This is a genomic window from Sediminibacterium roseum (assembly GCF_009939005.1).
Taxonomy (GTDB): Bacteria; Bacteroidota; Bacteroidia; order Chitinophagales; family Chitinophagaceae; genus Sediminibacterium; species Sediminibacterium roseum.
On sequence record NZ_JAACJS010000015.1, the window covers coordinates 1,047,225 to 1,066,001 of the forward strand.

At 41.7% G+C, this 18,777-nt stretch carries 17 protein-coding genes; 13 read left to right on the top strand and 4 right to left on the bottom strand.

What is annotated here, in order from left to right; genetic code table 11:
* Window positions 1-83 precede the first annotated feature (83 nt).
* From GWC95_RS15760 to mobC, 5 genes are all read left to right on the top strand, one after another.
* Window positions 84-1,007 (top strand): hypothetical protein, encoded by a 924-nt coding sequence (locus GWC95_RS15760; RefSeq protein WP_161819674.1) that lies wholly within the window; start codon window positions 84-86, stop codon window positions 1,005-1,007.
* A gap of 85 nt (window positions 1,008-1,092) precedes the next feature.
* Complete coding sequence (locus tag GWC95_RS15765; RefSeq protein WP_161819675.1) at window positions 1,093-1,260, top strand: hypothetical protein; 168 nt, start codon at window positions 1,093-1,095, stop codon at window positions 1,258-1,260.
* A 205-nt stretch (window positions 1,261-1,465) separates the two neighbouring features.
* Window positions 1,466-1,861, top strand: coding sequence for a plasmid mobilization protein (locus tag GWC95_RS15770; protein WP_161819676.1), 396 nt, complete (start codon window positions 1,466-1,468; stop codon window positions 1,859-1,861).
* On the top strand, window positions 1,846-3,072 hold the full coding sequence (locus tag GWC95_RS15775) for a relaxase/mobilization nuclease domain-containing protein (protein ID WP_161819677.1): 1,227 nt from the start codon (window positions 1,846-1,848) through the stop codon (window positions 3,070-3,072). The genes GWC95_RS15770 and GWC95_RS15775 overlap by 16 nt, the downstream gene beginning before the upstream one ends.
* 3 nt (window positions 3,073-3,075) lie before the next feature.
* Complete coding sequence (mobC, locus tag GWC95_RS15780) at window positions 3,076-5,046, top strand: conjugal transfer protein MobC (protein WP_161819678.1); 1,971 nt, start codon at window positions 3,076-3,078, stop codon at window positions 5,044-5,046.
* Window position 5,047: 1 nt separating this feature from the next.
* Here the strand turns inward: mobC and GWC95_RS15785 are convergent, their stop codons facing one another.
* The 3 genes from GWC95_RS15785 to GWC95_RS15795 all read right to left on the bottom strand — a co-directional run bounded on the left by GWC95_RS15785 (window position 5,048) and on the right by GWC95_RS15795 (window position 8,345).
* Window positions 5,048-5,707, bottom strand: a complete 660-nt coding sequence (locus GWC95_RS15785; protein WP_161819679.1) for a hypothetical protein — start codon at window positions 5,705-5,707, stop codon at window positions 5,048-5,050.
* A gap of 91 nt (window positions 5,708-5,798) precedes the next feature.
* Complete coding sequence (locus GWC95_RS15790) at window positions 5,799-6,458, bottom strand: hypothetical protein (protein ID WP_161819680.1); 660 nt, start codon at window positions 6,456-6,458, stop codon at window positions 5,799-5,801.
* Between the two features lie 765 nt (window positions 6,459-7,223).
* Complete coding sequence (locus tag GWC95_RS15795) at window positions 7,224-8,345, bottom strand: recombinase family protein (RefSeq protein ID WP_161819681.1); 1,122 nt, start codon at window positions 8,343-8,345, stop codon at window positions 7,224-7,226.
* Between the two features lie 102 nt (window positions 8,346-8,447).
* Here GWC95_RS15795 and GWC95_RS15800 point away from each other — a divergent pair, with 102 nt between their 5' ends.
* The 5 genes from GWC95_RS15800 (at window position 8,448) to GWC95_RS15820 (ending at window position 13,960) form a co-directional block, all read left to right on the top strand.
* Window positions 8,448-8,813 (top strand): hypothetical protein, encoded by a 366-nt coding sequence (locus GWC95_RS15800; protein WP_161819682.1) that lies wholly within the window; start codon window positions 8,448-8,450, stop codon window positions 8,811-8,813.
* A gap of 368 nt (window positions 8,814-9,181) precedes the next feature.
* Window positions 9,182-9,679, top strand: coding sequence for a DUF6650 family protein (locus tag GWC95_RS15805; RefSeq protein ID WP_161819683.1), 498 nt, complete (start codon window positions 9,182-9,184; stop codon window positions 9,677-9,679).
* A gap of 77 nt (window positions 9,680-9,756) precedes the next feature.
* The gene (locus GWC95_RS15810; RefSeq protein ID WP_237722176.1) at window positions 9,757-11,490 is read left to right on the top strand and encodes an NACHT domain-containing protein; all 1,734 of its coding nucleotides are present in this window, start codon (window positions 9,757-9,759) and stop codon (window positions 11,488-11,490) included.
* On the top strand, window positions 11,487-12,980 hold the full coding sequence (locus GWC95_RS15815; protein ID WP_161819685.1) for a hypothetical protein: 1,494 nt from the start codon (window positions 11,487-11,489) through the stop codon (window positions 12,978-12,980). The genes GWC95_RS15810 and GWC95_RS15815 overlap by 4 nt, the downstream gene beginning before the upstream one ends.
* Window positions 12,981-13,027: 47 nt before the next feature.
* Window positions 13,028-13,960, top strand: a complete 933-nt coding sequence (locus GWC95_RS15820; RefSeq protein ID WP_161819686.1) for an AlbA family DNA-binding domain-containing protein — start codon at window positions 13,028-13,030, stop codon at window positions 13,958-13,960.
* A 517-nt stretch (window positions 13,961-14,477) separates the two neighbouring features.
* Here GWC95_RS15820 and GWC95_RS15825 read toward each other — a convergent pair.
* A complete protein-coding gene (locus tag GWC95_RS15825) occupies window positions 14,478-16,226 on the bottom strand; it encodes a glycosyltransferase family 39 protein (protein ID WP_161819687.1) in 1,749 nt (582 codons plus the stop codon).
* A gap of 192 nt (window positions 16,227-16,418) precedes the next feature.
* Between GWC95_RS15825 and GWC95_RS15830 the strand changes: the two genes are divergently transcribed.
* The 3 genes from GWC95_RS15830 to GWC95_RS15840 all read left to right on the top strand — a co-directional run bounded on the left by GWC95_RS15830 (window position 16,419) and on the right by GWC95_RS15840 (window position 18,748).
* On the top strand, window positions 16,419-16,790 hold the full coding sequence (locus tag GWC95_RS15830) for a hypothetical protein (RefSeq protein ID WP_161819688.1): 372 nt from the start codon (window positions 16,419-16,421) through the stop codon (window positions 16,788-16,790).
* A gap of 135 nt (window positions 16,791-16,925) precedes the next feature.
* The gene (locus GWC95_RS15835; RefSeq protein WP_161819689.1) at window positions 16,926-17,798 is read left to right on the top strand and encodes a helix-turn-helix domain-containing protein; all 873 of its coding nucleotides are present in this window, start codon (window positions 16,926-16,928) and stop codon (window positions 17,796-17,798) included.
* Between the two features lie 92 nt (window positions 17,799-17,890).
* Window positions 17,891-18,748: an NAD-dependent epimerase/dehydratase family protein gene (locus GWC95_RS15840; protein ID WP_161819690.1), complete on the top strand. Its 858-nt coding sequence runs from the start codon at window positions 17,891-17,893 to the stop codon at window positions 18,746-18,748.
* The last annotated feature ends 29 nt before the right edge of the window (window positions 18,749-18,777 follow it).

The window sequence follows — 18,777 nt, forward strand, 5'->3', positions numbered from 1 at the left end:
TGCCATCTATCACACTTGTCACTTAGGTGGGTCTTGGGGTTTCAAATTCCAATAGTTTAACTTTGTACCTTACTATCATCTAAATGACACCACGCGAGGCACTTGACCAACTAAAAATGATCTCTCCAATACTGGAACACGTTCCTTATGACGAGATTATGTCGTTACTAAAGGATTCTGTTCGAAAAATACCTTTGTCGCTTGCTAAATTGCCGGCCGGCACTAATATCGACCGGGCAAGACAGAACAAAGGGGAAGCGCTATATACCAGCGTTTATGATGAACTATCGTACATCAGAAATCAGAATGTTATCGATAATTTTTTGACAGAATACGGCAGGGCAAATAAGCCACATCAGCCGATGTTTTACGGAGCATTAGAGTCCACTTTAGTTGGCACGCAACGTGTGACTGCCATTGGAGAAGTTTCCGCATTATTCCAAAACCGCAACGGAGTTTCTCTCAATGGTGAACTATATACAATTAGCCGCTGGAGAAATACGGTCGAACTTACAGTAGTAGAAATCGTGTTTGCGCAAAAAGCGATAGACACGAACCCCGACATTAAAAAGGCCTTTGAGAAACAAACTGCATTTGCAGCAGCACTTAATGAACCAGATATCGACTTTTTCCAGGAATTCCTGATATTTATCAGCGAAGAATTTGCGCGTGAAAAAAAGACCCACAACGATTACAAAATTTCAACTGCATATACCGAATTAGCCTTGTCGAATCCAGAGGTGCAAGGTATCACTTACCCCAGCGTTCAATTAGATTTATGGGGACAAAATATAGTGTTTTCACCTGCCATCGTTGATCAATACTTAGAAATCCATGTACTCTCTACTCAAAGGTTGTATAAGAACAAATTGAACACCTTCGGTGCGAATCACAAAAATTGTCTGAATCCGAAAGATTGTCACGATAACATTATATGGACCGATCTTGATCCACAATACATGTCTCCATACGCGGAAATATTGGCACACCTAAATAGGCCTCAATAGACTTTCAAAAATACCGTCAAAACACGGTGCTCTCTGCGTATAAATACTTAACGAACTGTTCATGGCTTGCAGATATTTTTGCGTCATGAACTGGAAACAGAAAACACGCACCGATCTCGAAGACAGGCTGCAGCGACTAAAACAGATGCAGCAAAAAACGCAGGCAATCTCTCATCTTCTTCCCATCACCTTTCCTGCTGAAATCCTGCTGCTGCAGCAAAAAATTCAGCAACTCATCAAACGTCTATCCTGACCGGATTCAGGTCTGCCTTCCCTAAAAACGGGTAGGCTCTTAAAGCCCTTATCTCCCTCCCTACTTTTACACAGAATTAGAACCACCAGTAAATTGGTTAACGCATCAGCGCCTGTTACTGCGCGCGGCAAGATGTACAAACGTGATACGTTTGGGCATCTTGCCCGCGCTCGGAACTCGCGCGGGTGAAAGCATCCATGTATTCATGAAAAAAAAGGAGGACGATGTAAGAAACATAATGGTTGTCGTGCGGCTGAATAAAAAAGAACATGCAACACTAACAAAATGCAAATCGCGTACAACCGAAAAAAAAGTCAGCACGTACTTACGAAAAGTCGCACTCAACGAACCTGTAACGGTCATTTACCGGAACGGATCTGCCGATGATTTTCTAAAAGAAATGCTGGAATTAAAAAGAGAACTGAATGCAATCGGCAACAACTTCAACCAGGCCGTTCACAAACTGCATACACTCGACCGGATTCCGGAGTTCAGAAACTGGATCCGTCAATATGAAACTGTCTACCAGCAGTTCCTCGCCAAGACCGACCAGATCATGTTACAAAGCAAACGTATTTACCAGCTATGGTTGCAAGAATAACAACGCCGGCTTCGTTGCAGAAGGCACTCAACTACCACGAAAAGAAAGTGCAGAACGAAAGCGCGCATTGTATTGGCGGTAATGGCTTTTTACTGGGCGTACACCAGATGAATTTTTACGATAAACTGCAAGTATTTGAATACAGGAATAAACTGAATGAAAGAGCCACCACAAAGACGCTGCATGTATCCTTGAACTTCAGCAACGCTGAGAAATACGACGATGCATTTTTGATGCAGATCGCGGGAGAATATATGTTGCGTATTGGCTTTGGCAATCAGCCGTACCTGGTGTACCACCACCACGACGCGGGGCATCCACATATACATATCCTGTCGACAACGATCAGGGAAGATGGAACAAGGATCAACACGCACAACATGGGACGCAACCAATCCGAGATTGCGCGTAAGTTTCTGGAGGAAAAATATCACCTGGTTAAAGCGGAAAATAAAAATGAAAAAACGCATAGCATCGTTCCGCTCAATGTTGAAAAAGTCACCTATGGAATATCTGAAACCAAACGCGGGATTGCCAATGTGCTGCACGGAGTTTTGGGCACCTACAATTATACTTCCTTGCCTGAACTGAATGCTGTTTTAAAACAGTTCAATGTTGTGGCTGACCGTGGTTCAAAGGATGGATTTATTTATTCCAAAAACGGTCTTTTCTACCGGGTGCTCGATGCAAATGGAAACATGATTGGTGTTCCAGTTAAGGCCAGCAGTATTGCAGGAAATCCAACCTTACTTAATCTCGAAAAAAGGTTCGAAAAAAATAAGCAGTTGCGCGATACATGCAAGGGGAAACTTGCAGCAAAAATTGACAAGGCATTATCAGATGCACCAAAGTCCTTTGCAGAATTAACTGCTAGCCTGCTAAAAGAAAATGTGCAAGTTATTGTACGCCAAAATGCAGAAGGCAGGCTGTACGGTATCACGTTTGTTGATAACCAGCATTGCAGCGTATTCAACGGTTCAGAAATCGGCAGGCAATACAGTGTGTCAGCGCTATCAAAACTGATGAACACCGATCATGAGAAAGCCGCACACAGTTCGGGAACATATCATCCCGATAGGCAAGACATTGAGCCGGGCAGGTTAGTAGAATTTAATGGGTTGTCTGTCCTCGCTGGATTAATAAAACCGGAAGAGGCATTTAACCCAACGCCTTATGGATTGAAGAAGAAAAAACGGAAACGAAAACGCTGATCCATGTCCACCACAGGCGAGAATGATACAGACTTAAGAAAAATGCTGGACCTGACACGTTTTGCAAGTGTCCTTATCCTGGTAATGCATATTTATTTTGTTTGCTATGCGGCCTTCCAGTCATGGGGGCTGACAGCTGAATTCAGTGACAGGATTCTGTCGCACATTGCGGCCACCGGGTTGTTCCAAACATTTGCGACTGCCAAGTGGATGTGCCTGCTGCTAATGGTTATAGGGCTGCTTGGCGTACAAGGCAAAAAGGACACAGGACAAAATTGGAAGTCAGTTGTTGCTTATTGTGTTGCAGGTTTACTGTTTTATTTTGGAAGTGTTGTTTGTTTCAGGATCTGTTCAGGTATACAAACGACCACCGTTTGGTACATGTTATTGGTCTCTTCAGGATATCTTTTTCTGTTACAGGCAGGTACACTTGCTACACGCATTTTAAAAGATAAAATGGCAGACAATATTTTCAACGAAGAGAATGAAACCTTCCCGCAGGAAGAGCGGTTATTGCAGAACGAATACTCTGTCAATTTTCGCGCGCAATACCAGCTTAAAAACAAGGAAAGGTTGAGTTGGATCAATGTGCCCAACCCCTTCCGAGGTTTTATTGTTTGTGGCAGTCCCGGTGCTGGTAAATCATGGTTTGTCATCCTGCCACTCATGCGCCAGATGATCGAGAAAGGATATGGAATGTTCGTGTATGATTTTAAGTATGATGATCTTTCGAGGAGTGCCTACAATTGGTTGTTGATGAATCGCCACCGTTTCGCCAATGCACCGTCATTTTATGCGATTAATTTCGACAACCTGTCCAACTCCCACCGGTGCAACCCACTCGACCCTATGGCGATGCACGACATCACAGATGCTACCGAATCAGCACGGACTATTTTGCTCGGGCTAAACAGGGAATGGATCAAAAAGCAAGGAGATTTTTTCGTGGAGTCACCTATTAACTTTGTTACCGCGATCATCTGGTTTCTGCGCAGGTATGAGAACGGAAAATATTGCACGCTGCCGCATGCCATTGAACTCATGCAGGCAGAGTACGATGACCTGTTGCCCGTGTTGAATACGTTGCCGGAAATTGAGGTATTGGTGAACCCGTTTATCACCGCGTTCCAGAATGATGCCATGGAGCAATTGGAAGGCCAGGTCGCGAGTGCAAAGATCGGGATGGCACGTCTTGCTTCGCCGCAATTGTACTGGGTATTATCCGGCAATGATTTTACGCTCGATATCAATAGTGTGGAGCAACCAAAAATTGTATGTGTGGGTAACAACCCGGAGAAGCAGGGAATTTATGGTGCCGTCATCTCACTGTATGTATCGCGATTGGTTAAACTTGTGAATAAAAAAGGAAGACAGAAATGCGCGCTGGTTTTTGATGAATTTCCGACGCTCTTCTTTAACAACATGGACTCCCTGATTGCAACTGCGAGGAGTAACAAAGTGGCAACTATTTTAGGAATGCAGGATTTCAGCCAGCTGCGCAAAGATTATGGGAAGGAACAGGCAGATGTGATCGTGAATATTTGCGGCAACATCATCAGCGGCCAGGTGATGGGGGATACAGCAAAAGTTTTATCAGAAAGATTTGGACGAATCATGCAGGACAGGGAAAGCTTGTCCATTAACCGCACAGATACTTCAATAAGTCTTTCGAAACAATTGGAATCAGCTATTCCAGCCAGCAGGATCTCTTCACTGTCATCCGGCGAGTTCGTAGGTATGGTTGCAGACGATCCGCAGGAAAAAATCCGTTTAAAGATGTTTCATGCGCAGATCGTCAATGACACCGAAAAGATAAACCGGGAAATGAAATCATTTCAACCGATACCCGTTGTATCGGATGTTACACAAGAACAGGTGATGGATAATTTCTTCCAGGTGAAATATGATATCCGGCAGATGATCGAAAAAGAAGTCAATCGTTTGATCAAAGAAAAACAGGAAGGCGGCTCCTGAACTATGCGGTTATAACAGACAGGTATTTGGCGATCCCGTACTTGCTTATACGCGCGATCGGATTTTTATACAGCCTGTACCACTGTACCGGGAAAATATATTCCTTTCGCCCGTCGACTTCTTCGATGATTCCGGTCGGTTCAACAAGGTATTTGGGTGGCAGAAAATCCTTGTTGTCTTTAACCAGGAAAAGTGTGAAGTGGACGCCGCGTTTTCCTTTGGGGATGATGCGTGCTTTGAGGATACGGTCTTTGGTCCATCGTTGCACCAGCTTCTTATCCAGGTTGAACAGCTGTTCCAGATCGTATAGTGTGTAAAAGCGTTCAGGATAGAGATGCAGTTTCGGGGAAACGATTTGCCTGTCGATCGCGCTTTGACAATTGATGCATTTGATCCCGTATGCATCATACCATGTCGATTCGTTACGGAAGATAGAGCGGCACAACTCACAGGTATGTGCTCCTTCCAGGTGGAACCCTCGCGGAGTTGTCTCTAATCGTTTTTTCCGTTCAGCTTCCGTCATGGCATTGTCGATTGCTACTTCGGCGAAAAACTCGAGTAACTGAAACGATTTTTTTATTTCACGTTCAGTGAACTCACGTTCATGTTCTTTTTCCAGAGCAGTTTTAAAAAGCTGCAGCATATCGTTGTTATCAGTCATGCCCGGCAATTTATAAATCAAAATGTGAAAAGGAAATGTGTGGTCGGAAAAAACCCCAGAAGCTCCTGAGAAATAGTAAATGGCATAAGAATCACGGCTGGGCGGTGACCAGTAGCTGGGCTATCCCGTATCTCTTGATCCTATCCAGTGGCTGGTCGAACACCTGGTACCAGGGTACGGGAAAAACATATTCCTCTTTGCCGTCTTTAATTTCCTTAGCAATCGCTGATTTAATAAGATGCTTCGGAGGCAGAAATGTTTTGTTGTCTTTTATCAGGAAGAAGGTGGCATGGGTTCCACCACCTTGCGCAGGAATCTCGCGCGCCTTGAGTATACCGAGCTTGATCCACCTTCGAATAATTTTCGCATTGAGATTAAAGCAGTATTCCAGGTCAAACATGGTATAGTAGCTATCCCGTTTTTTAAAAAATGTCTTTGAGATGATTTTCTTATCGACGGCGGCCTGGCAGGTTATACACTTAACACCATATCGGTCATACCAGGTTGATTCGTCTTTGCATATACAACCACAGATCTCACAGGAATGACTGCCGTCCAAGTGATAACCTTTTGGATGTTCGAGGAGTTTCTTCTCCCTGGTCAATTCCATAAAAGTAACATCGACCACCATATGCGCAATCAAATCGATCAGCTCTTTTTCCTTCTGTGCCTCATGGTTTGAAAGAGCACGATCACAGGCTTCTTCCATGGCTTGTTTGGACATGGCGCTGCCCAGTTTGTTCTTTGACATATTGGATTTTTCCGCAAAGTAGTTCACAGAAATAAGATGCGAGCCATTTTTGTGTCAAATATTCCATTGAAGCATCTTTACTTTGTACTCTTAGTATAACAGAAGAAAACCGCCTGTTAAAACATTTGAAGAGAGCTCTTGTTTATCGTCGAAGTGATTTTATCAATTGGTCAACATGTGTTGACCGCGATCTAGAAGAAGCACATATTATTCTTGATAAACTTCTAGGTAGATTACAGCAAATGAATAAAAAGAAAATGGCCGACGCAATTGCCAAATATGCAAATGCGTCAGCCAGGTAGTTGTTTACTTCATACTTCTAAAACTTCATTTTCCATTTTCTGGAAAATGGAAAATGATTCTAAATCACACAGTGATTTTTGAGAACAAAAAAAGGCAAAATGATCTCATTTTTAGTAACCAAAGTTTCGAACTCACGCGTGGGAAAATGGCGTTTTACGAACCGATCAATTTTTGATAATTGAAGCCTTTTCACAAAGAAAAAGGCCTCATAACCTATTCATAATCACCACATTTCATCTAGATGAATCTTGGCTAACGATTTTAAGTCAGTCAAAAAGTGATCGGATATGTCTGGACTTTGGGCTACCAAATGTTAAGGAAAAGTTAATGCAACTTTTCCTTTTTTTATGCCTTTTATATCTGAAAATCAATAGTTTCTGATCACACTTTCATCCTTTCGTTAATATTTTCATCCTTGGTTCGATTCCCCAATCGATCACCCATACGGGAATCGAACTCAATTTATACTCCTTCAAATTCTACCCTATTATCCACTTTAATTGCTGCCAGATTTTTCAGCAACTGTGTTATCTGGGCTAGGCTATTGTCTTCATTTTTTATCTCCGCTACTTGTTCCGAACTATACATTTTTCTGAATGATAGATTGAACAATTCATCGCCACTTCCTCCTTCCCAACAAGCCCCTTTAGTAAGAACATTATTTAAAAAACTTCGTTTACTTTTTTCATCAAGCATTGTATAGAAAGCATCCATTTTAGACAAATATTTTCCTGCATTATTTACTCTATATGAAAATTCAATTTGGTCTTTCGAATAAGAAGAAATGGTATTACCCAGCATCGCAATCTTAGTTTCAAAATCTCTTTTTATATCGCCATAGGCCTTAAAATCTATGTGTGCATCCAACAATAAATTCTTTGCTTTCGCAACCCGGTCGGCAAATTGTTCTATCGCTTTTATGGCATTCCCTTTCCCAAGCTCAATCCGGTTACTTTCCTTTCGATACATTTCAGATACAATATTCCGGTATAGCAAAAGATATTCCTCCGGCAACTTGAATGTTTTAAGTTTTCTCAGAAAAACTTCACTGACAACTTCTGTGCGGATTCTATTGTAGCATGGAGAAACGCAGTGATAGTAATAGTATTTTTCCGACCTTCCAGATGAACCAGATCCGGTTAGCCTTCTACCGCACTTATTACAATGAATAAATCCCCGTAATGGAAAATTAGGGTGAAACCCAACACTTCGTTTTTTATCTTCTTTTCTGAATAGTTGTTGGACTTTCTCAAAAACCTCTACCGTAACAATTCCAACGTGCAGCCCCGGACTAATACGAACAGGAGTCTCAATCTTTGCAATCGGGATGTTACCAGCATAAACCGGATTTTGCAGTAATCGCCAGAAATTTGAGCGACTACATTTAAGCCCTGCATTTACTGCATTGAGATAAGCATCAATAGTAGTACCTCGAAAACTTGAAACCTCCTCGAATGCGATTCGTATGATAGATGCTTCCGGTTCTTTCAGTATGATAGATTTCAATCCATCTGGTGAACAATAATTTGAATATCCTATCGGAGCTTTATTTACCCAGCGGCCTTGTTCTTTTGCTCTTCTCATTCCTTCCTTTACATTATCCTTACCTCACTAAGATCTAAATATGAGCACCGAAAGTTCTACGGTGCCTGCCTGTATGATATCCTGCCTGCAAAAAACTATCTTTTGGAATTTCTGGGTCAATACAAACGTCCCGCGGAGATTCGTGAAAAACCATTCTGGGGCGAATCGCACAAACTAATGCCGCACCTAGATGAGATCATTTATTTGTCGCACATCAAGACTGTCCCCTTACCAGAAGAATTCTTGAGCCAATTCCGTGGTATATCGCCTTACTACGACTGGCTAACTAATTTGGAGCACTTTGATTATATGAAGTTCGATCCCATGTGGTTGGTAAATAATGATGTGTCGCAGCTATTGAAAAATGCTTTCCGCGTACCAGGTTTGCGTGAAGCAGTGCGCAAATATTTACGGCGTTTAAACCACCCAAAAATTGCCCGCATGTTTGCGCTCTATGGCGGTGATTAAACCGTGTCCTTCCTAATCATGCACGAGAAAACGAAAGGACATATTAATCGGGTATTGCTGGAACTAGACAAATTCTGCACTATTAACAACAGTCTGGACCATCTTACAGACACCTATATATTGGGCTATGAAATCCTGCTGTTTAATACTGCTTGGCAATACCTTGCTTTTGATTGCACACTTCACGAATTGAAAGTCGCTAGTATTCCTTTCACTTTTGAAGCTGTCGATACCCACTACGTCAGTACTGTGAAAAATTCGTACAGAAAGCAGCTGATTTTCAAAAGAAATAGCTATTTTGACAGTCCCCCCCCTTTCGCGCAGCTTTACTTAATCGTTAGAGTAGTTTGTCCTTCAAAAATTCAAATATGACATTCAAAGAAATTGCAAATAAGATTACTGGTATCAGTTTCCCTGTATTTGGTGTTTCCTGGACACCTACCAAACCGGAAATAGAAATTGCTCGTAAAGTGATCGCTTTTCTGGAAGACCGTAGAGTTCTATATGTTGTCTATCAACTGGAAACACCACAACACTGTGTGGACTCAGTACTTAAAATCAGGGAATTTCTTACTACTACTTTGTTTGAGATCAATGCAGATTCAGAACTTAGCGATGTACTTAAAGCAATGCGCAGCGCATGTAGAACGTTTTTGAATGAGGTTCAGAACGCTCATTATTCAAAAGATAGTAAAAGACTAGAATTGAATCAATTGGGTTTAGGAGGAGAAATTCATTTCTTTAACGCGATGGGAGTATTAAGGGCACTGACGGGTGTTTTGATCGCTAAGGTCTTAGTGATGCACGGGATTGACTGCGAGAGTGAATTGTTATCAATAATTCCATTTACAGAAGACGATTCTTAGCAGACATATCAGTTACAAGCACAATCTTATTAATCCAAAGCCAACGCTTAATAGTAACAATTCAAACATTTACTTTGATGCAAGAGAATTGGGACAAAATAAAAATTCACATACACAAAGAAACCAAAAAAGCAATAGCTGGCAGGTTTCACTGTAATGAGCTGGATCTAATAGAAGTCTTTCGAAAAGTTTTGATATTTCCTATTAACAATCCAGCGATCAGACTCAATGGCCTTGAAACACGAGTAATGCATGCGCTGGACAAGGTGTTTAACAATGGACAAACAAAAGCTGATAACCATTCATATTTTCTGGAGATAGCGAAGATTGAACCATTTCTGCGAAAAATTTTGTACTTGATTAATCCGGAAAGATATCAACAGCTTGCAGCCACAAGATCGGGATTAAATTCATTTGTAAAAGAATTAGGACTCAACTCAGGCAATATCAAACTCGCAATGGCTAGTGCATCAAATTATCAGAACAATCCTCAGCTTCTCGACAAGATCATTGAAGTTTATCATCTTAGAAATATCGAGAGCCATGAATGCGATGAATGGACAAGCGCCGAACTACATTCTCATATTCAGAACGCTCTGATCGTTTGTCTTTTTACTATTGACAAGCACCTTCAACAAATTTCTCAAGTGTTAGACCCTTACTTCGCTAACCAGGGAAAAGATTTTACAGATTACCTGAACATGGTGATAAATACGTTCGAAGAAAAAATGAAACGGTTTATACATATTCGGGGAAAAGAAGATTTCAAGCTGTCTTCGTCGATAGCGATTGAACTATCTGCTCCGGAAAAAGATCAGGAAAGGGCTGAACGAAAGGGGAATATATTAGATCTAAGAAATAATGAAATACCTGAAAAAAGGATGGCGATATGGGCGGACGCAGGCATGGGCAAAACAACAACTCTGGAATATCTATCATATTTAGATTCGAAAGACAAACTAACAGATAACCAAAAACCACTTCCTGTCTATCTTGCATTAGGGCTCCTAACCGACAAGAATGTAACAATCAAACAAAGTATACTGATTAAAATTGGGGTTGATGCAGAATACGGAGATCGATTACTTTCAGAAGGGAAAATTCATCTTTTTTTAGACGGACTAAATGAGATTCCTAAAGATGATAATTTTTCGCTTCGCACCATCCGACATCGAGAAATTCAAAATCTACTTACACAATATCAGGAAACCTTCATTATCTTATCTAACCGGCCACAGGACATAAACGATTTCAGAAATATCCCTGTATTCATGCTTCAAAAAATGGACCGGGATCAGGTAAGAGATTTTGTCACAAAAAACACTTCGGACAATCCAAATATTGCCGGCCAGATTTTAACCGCAATTGATGAAGATGAGCGGCTTTTCCGAATTATCAAGACGCCGCTGATGTTATCCCGGTTAATTGAAATCTCACGGGTAATGGGTGAGCTTCCCAAAAGTGAAGGAGAGATCATCAGGTCATTTATTAATTCACTTTATCGTCGAGAAAGAGAGGAAAAGAAAGATGCAAATTTCGATGTAAAAAAAATTGACCGGCTTTTGCGCTATCTAGGCCATATAACCTTGGAAAAATATGGAACGAATTCAGGGATCTCAGAAGATGAAGTGTTAAACCACTTCGTCGAATGCAAAACGAAATATGGTTTTGAAATTGACACCATATATGTACTCGATACCGTTACGCAACTAAATATTCTGGAAAGAAATGGTACTCAATACACTTTTGCTCACCAAGCTTACCAGGATTATTTTCATTCACAAGAAGAAAAGGCTATTGCAAATCTATGATGGCCGATCTCCATATCAAAGCTGTGCAGGAAAAATACTATAACAGTATTAAGTATTTCTATCACACACTTCCACCCGATAAAAGACCGGAATTCATTAAAACAATTGCCGAAGAAAATATTTTTCTTGCCTCCCAATGTGTGTTAACAGGCCAGGAAGACGTTGGTCTGGAAATTCAGTTAAAGAAAATTGCATTAGACAAGGCTCAACATTTCTCTAATGCCAGTCAGTCAGCACACGGATTTCTCGCACTAGCGGAATTCGACTGCTTTGAAGACATCCTAACGTTGCTATCGCAAGTAACCACCGCTAAAAGAATATACAGTCAGGTCTTTCATCGGATTCTTGCCAATGCAGATCAAAGTGTATTTTTTAAATTTCTCGAAATCTGTGACAAATTAAAGCTCCCACATTTAGTCCAATATGCAATTTCATCTTACAATGGTGCTGTCAGAGTGGATTCTGTTAATCGTCAAGTTCTTAAAAATATGTTCACAGATTTTTTGGCGAATACTCATTACGGAACTTTAAGAGTGATGCTCGAGAAGTTTTCAATAGCCGACGATTATTTGTATATTATGCAATCAGATATTCAAACAGAAGTAAATAAAATACTAAATGTAAAAAAATATACTGCAATTAATTTAGCATACTCAATTGTGGCGGCTTACAACGCCTACGATGTGTTTTCAAAAAGTTTTTTTATACGAAAATTTACAGGCACAATCGGTATTAAAGGTATCTTGACAGCCATCCGCATGGTTGATGAAAAAAATGTAGCCGACATACAGCGGATTAACAAAAAACTCGCAGATCTTTTATCTAGTGTCGATGGAATTAACAACGGAAAAGAAAATAAAAAATCGATTAAATTAATCAAGATATTTTTTAAAAAAGGAGGTTCGGAATATCTAGAAAATAACGATTATCAATTATTTCTTAAATATCAAGATGTTATCAGATTAAACCAACCCAATATCAAGGAGATGTTGGGGAAACGTGAGCGTTTTACTTTTTTAGGAACAGAGGTGGCTGAATCTGATAACGAAGAATTTCAAAAAATTGTATCAGACTGCGACATTAATATTTTAAATTCAGAACTATCGCAGCCACACGAAATTCTGTCAGCGATATTCCTTCAATATTTCAAATCAAAAAGTTCGCTATCAATAGAGCTTTTAATTGGTCTTCTTTTCAGCTCTTTTAATATCAGTTTCCAGGATATAAGTAAAGCAATGCGTCGATATGCCTTCACAGGTGGAGTTCTTGAAATTAGAAAATATGGAGTTTATATTCATTGTGATACATTTCAAACAACACAACCTTTATTTATTCCTAAAAAATCATTTACCGTGAAAGACGCGCCTAACCTTGGTGAGCTACGGTTCGCTCACGATTTAAAGTTCCGTATTGTGAGTATAGATATTAGAAAGTTTACAATTCAAATCGCTCCTATATCAAAGCTTTCTTCAAACATGATAATGGTATAATTTTCAATTGGGAGTAAATTAAATAGGTAAGAATATAAAAATAAATTATGACCCTACAGAACATCACTGATATAGTATCTTCCCAAATTCAAATGGTGCTAGATGGACAGGAAAGTGAGTATCCTAAACTGGATTTCAAGCGCCAGTGGTATAATCTTTTTGACGAGCTATCAATAAACGAATTTTTAAAAGACAGTTCGGCAATGGCAAACTCGCCGGGTCTGGACGGCTTTATAGTAATAGGTTTTGATCAAAAGCAAAAAGATTTTCAAAAAGCAAATTTCACCGATTGCGGTCTACGTGATGAAAATGAATTGACAGGATTAATAAACAGGCGAGTTGATCGGGTTTTTCACATTTCCCACTATCCAATTCAATTTAAAGGTACTACTTTGAGTGTATTACATATACCGCCATCATTTGATAAACCGCACGTTATCAGGAATTATAAAACAAAAAAAGGAGAAGAACAACAGCATCGTGTATTTACAAAGAGCGGAAGTAACACTAAATTGGCCACAAAATATGATTTTGATTTCATCGCTTTTGACCGGGCCAACCATATTCCCGAATACGACCTACAGCTGAGTTTCTCTCCGGTATCTTACGGAGCTAGCTTTATCCAGCATGATAATACAGCAGTAATTCAATTAACTATGTCAATTGAAAACACCGGCAGAAGGGCTGTGTCTATTCACGAAATAATATTAACTTTTGAAAACAAACCGAGTAAACCATTTGAGTTTGTTTCGACCTCATCAGCCGACAACAAATACAATTCATTAATTAAGGTTAGCAATATTATCATTCCTCCCGGCCACATTCAGCTTATAACAGACCTTACTTTTAAATCAATCGATAGGTACGCGCCAACAGTAATTACATTTTTGTCACAGCTTAGTTTGTTCCCTGAGATAACAGCAATCATAAAACTGACTAGTGGATCTGAAATAAAGACGCGTGTAAACGTTATTTCGTAACATTCCTTCCGCTGTCAATGCAATCGGTTTTTGCACATATGCACAAAATCCAGTCGTAAGGCCAATATGTATTTTCTTGAGAAAATCATGAAAACGCTTGCTTAAAATTTAAGCAAGCGTTTTCGGAAAAATAAAAACATGATTTTCAAAAACAAACTTCTCATAACAAGTTGTTTTTCAATTCATAAGGCGGTAAAATTGGGGTATGGATATTGGCCAATAATTTCAGATGAGCAACGAATTCCTGGGATAATGGACGCGTTTGGTCTACAAACCCGCTCTTGAGCGGGTTTTTTGTTGTTGGCCGGGCGACCAACAACGGCGTGAGAACATTTTTGCATAACGCTACCGATGCATACCTGCCAATAAATTCAAACCGGAAAAAATTGGTTCGACATTGGTGCCGTTTGGCTACTATGTTAAAGGAAGTCAACACGAATTTCCCTTTTCTTTTCAGCCGCTTGAAACCCAACTTGATTTTCTGATTAAATCGTTCCATCCGGGGAAAACACATCTATTATTTACCGGCAAATCCCAAAACACTGATCTTATGAATCGTCAAAACCTTTTGGCTATCTCCGTTCCACAACGATAGTTTCGCTTTGTTGTACTGTGGGGGAACTTTTGCATCCACAAAAACAACACCGGTTTCTCCATCGGATAAAATGCGGCTGATGCGGATGTAATTTGTTTTGATAACCTCGTCGCCGTTGTAGAAAAGAATTGTCGCCTGCGGCATTTTCCAGACATCCCATTCTTTAACGGGTGTACTGACCAACACATTCACCCTCACCCATTCAATGTTTTTTGGAATCATTAATGAATAGCCCGGCGAATATGGGTGTACGGAATCGAGTATGGCTGCGGTAGCAGTTGGGTCCGTTTGGATGGCAACTGAATCTTTTAGCATAGATGCCGGCACCTGCTCTTCATTATCGAGCAACAACTGCGTTTCTTTAGGAACATCAAATCTTCCTGCAATACGCCACAGGTATGCGCCGGTCATGCTGCCGCCCTGAAATAAATGGCCCCGGTGGGCCTGGTGCGTTAACCAGAGATTGTAAAAAATACAGAATGAAATAAAAAGTGTTGTGATGAAAACAAGTAATCTGCGTTGCCCAAGCCAATCAAAGAAAGCGGCAATGGGAAAACAAAACAAAGGGTATGCCTGTATGATCGCTCGCTGACCAAGACTTGCGCCATACCACCATTCCTTCCAAGAGAAGCATACGTATAAAAAAAACAGGCTGAACAAAAACACAGCAAAAAAGATCTTTTTGAAACGAACATACAACACGAAAAATCCGGGTAGCACAAACAGCATCGCAGGCGTATAAGTGAACCACCCACCTTTGTAACTAAATAATCCGGGGCCGATGTGTGGACGCAACCAATCAAAGCCCTCGTTCCGGTAGCCATCAAAGACCCATCGACCTGAGCTCCATTTCCAATAGATCAATTGGAGGGAAACAAGTAGTACAAAAGCGATGGCGCCCATGATCCATGTATTAATACCAACGATCGTTCGGGAAATTTTTTGTTTAAGATCTGTGAAACCGGATACATTCCATAACAACGGGATCAATATGCAAATGATCTCTGTAGGCCTGACAAGCACAAGTAACCCCGCCAGCAATCCTATTGCGACGGCAGTTCTCTTTGTTGGCTGTTCATAGAACCGGATGACCCTGTACATAAATAATGCATACAGCATGAACAGTGTATTGTGGGTCATTCCTCCATCGATGGCGGAATAATTTAAATAGTTGGTTGCAAAAGCAACAATGAGTAAAGTAATGGCAACTACGCGGTCGTGAAAATAACGGAGCAGTATTTTTCTTAAAAACCACAACCCGATAAAGGAATAGAGCAGCATCCCCAGACCAATACAAACCTGGTATGGCGATGAAAAACCATCTGCGGGGTAAGCAGTAAGCAGCGCGTATCCATGCGCGGCAAAAAAATAGGGGGCAAACAGTATTGCCTGCCCCATGGTATATTTCATCACACAATTGCCAGACTCCTGGCGGATTGCCTGTTGGAAATCAGGTGTGGGGTGATACTTCTGTAAAACGCTGTCAAAAAACCTGCACTGCTTCAGGTCTTTGTAGATAAAGGTTGCCGGCAGGTACAAATAATAGCCCGACACATCCCAGCTGAGGGTTGCCTCTGTTGCCTGTTGTTTCCATTTGGGGTAATAAAAAAAACCCGTGAGAAAAATAAAAACACAGCATGCACCAAATGCGATTTTAGAGAATCTGTTCATTATTCCATTTTAAGGAATTTCCCCGTTGCAGAATGCTTTGTAGAAATTACCTGCATATAATATACACCTTTCGCAATTACGGGCAAATCTACCGTTTCATTCTTTGTGTTGATCGTTTACGCGATCCCATTGGTGGTTGCGTAATGAACAATTGTGTGCTAACTTTAAGAAACCACATCCCAACCCTACCACATGAAAACGCAATTCCCTTTCGATTTCATCCTCAACCATCTTCCCCGCAACATCATCGTTCAACCCGCCATCGGTATGTTTTATATTTACTGGAACAAAAAGATCGTGCTTATCGCAAGGCAAACAAAAAAGAACCCGCAACACAACGGCCTCTGGATCCCCAGCTCCCGCGAACACCATGCAAGCCTGAAACAAGAGATACCTGCTATAACCGATTTTGTTTTTGACGAAGGACAGGAGATCGACTCTGCATGGCTGCTGCTCAACGACCAACACAACGATTTTGAAAACGCCGCAACAACCCTGTGCGATCTCATCACTTACCGCGACATCCGGATTGGACGGGTTACCCAAAAAAGCAAATTGATGTAGACCGGACTTTGGAAGCCCTGCCGGATCTGTTTTTTATTTTCAGATCGCGGTCCGCAAATGAGCCGTCTTTGATAAACAAACCAATTGAGATTTTCTGGTTATCCATTTCAGGTTTGATTTTATTAATTTCGTTTGATGAAACCCAAACACGATGCGGAAATTCCGGGAGTAAATATGAGTGAACTCAGGTTAAAAGGGTTCAGAGCACATGTGCTCACCAATCCCCCTGATCTTCCCGTATCGCTTGGCCGGCGCGACTTTTACAAAATGGGACTCGTGACAGGCGATATGATGATCTCCTATGGCGATCAGGTAATCGAAACAGATGGTCCCGTTCTGTTCTTTATCAACCCCAAAATACCACACGGTGTTTTACACCGGTCCAAAAAACGAACAGGCTATTCATGCCTGTTCACCCAGTCTTTCTTTGTTGGCAGGGAAAGAACAGCCCTCCTGAAAAATTCACCGCTCGTTCGCATAGGCGATCCTCCGCACATCGCATTGAACCACGAACAGGCAGATTTTATGGCAGGTATATTCAAGAAAATCGTTTCGGTTTGCGCAGGTGATTATGCACATAAAGCAGAGTTGGTGCGGAGTTGTATTGAACTCATCCTGCGCGAATCTATCCGGATCCAGCCACCGAAAGATGTACCCGACTTCAAAAACGGATCATCAAGGATCACCCACTTATTTTTTGATCTGCTGGAGCGCCAGTTCCCGATCGAACGCGCCGGCGAAACACTCGCACTAAGGAGTGCCCACGATTTTGCAGCTGCACTCTCTGTGCATGTCAACTACCTCAACCGCGCCGTTAAGGAGATCACCGGCAAACCTACTTCAGTGCACATCGCCGAACGCATCGTTGCCGAAGCGAAAGCACTGCTGCTCTATACAGATTGCACCATTGCAGAAATCGCGGACGCCCTCGGCTTTGAATACACGACCTATTTCAATAACTATTTTAAACGGGTAACCGGGGCCACACCAACTTCCTTCAGAAAATAACAGGTTTGAAAATCATAAGTATTGGTTTGATAATCGTTACCACGTCGTACGCCATCCCACGGATCTTTGTGCGATCATTTTAAATCAATCGTATGAAAATTTTAGTTACCGGCGCAACAGGGAAAGTGGGCTCAAGGCTGGTTCCCCGCCTCATCGCAAACGGCCACGAAGTCCGCATCCTTGTTCGCGATGCAGCCAAAGCAAAAGCACTGATCGGCATTGGGGCAAAACCATATACAGGAGACCTGTTTAAACCTGAAAGCTTAACTGCCGCCATAGAAGGTACCGACGCTATCGTTCACCTGGCGGCGCTGTTCCGCACCCCAGACAACCAGGCCATCACCAACACCAACCACGATGGCACCGTGATACTCGCCCATGCAGCGCTGGCGGCCGGGGTCAAAAGATTTGTTTTCACCAGCACCGGGAATGTTTACGGACCGGACCTCAGGCGCCCGGCAAGGGAAGAAGATTTCGTTGACGAAAAAGATCCGCGCGCTTATTCATCTTCCAAAGTAACCGCAGAACGGGAACTCCTCTCGCTGCATAAAACACATGGCTTTGATGTGCGCATTCTCAGACTTTCGTTTGTGTATGGCGACAAGGATCCTCACATTGAAGAAATCCTGCCCCTGCTCAGGAAATGGAACCGTCACTCCGGCTGGCGTATGCAGATGCTACACCACCTCGACGTGTTCCAGGGTGTAAACCTTATGCTGAAACTTGATGGACTGGACGGTGAAGTATTTAACATTGCAGACGATGCGCCTATATCGCTTTACGAACTAGCAGATTCCTTTGGTCTTGCAGGCGATTCTTTTCCTGCAGAAGAGCCCCCGTTAAAAGCCCCGTTCGAAGGCATTATGGATCTCTCTAAGATCAGGAAGGTAACAGGCTACCGTCCGTTGGTACCCAGCTATTATGTGGCGCGGGATCTGGATCTTCTGTAGCGGTTGATAAACGAAAGATCGGCCCATCG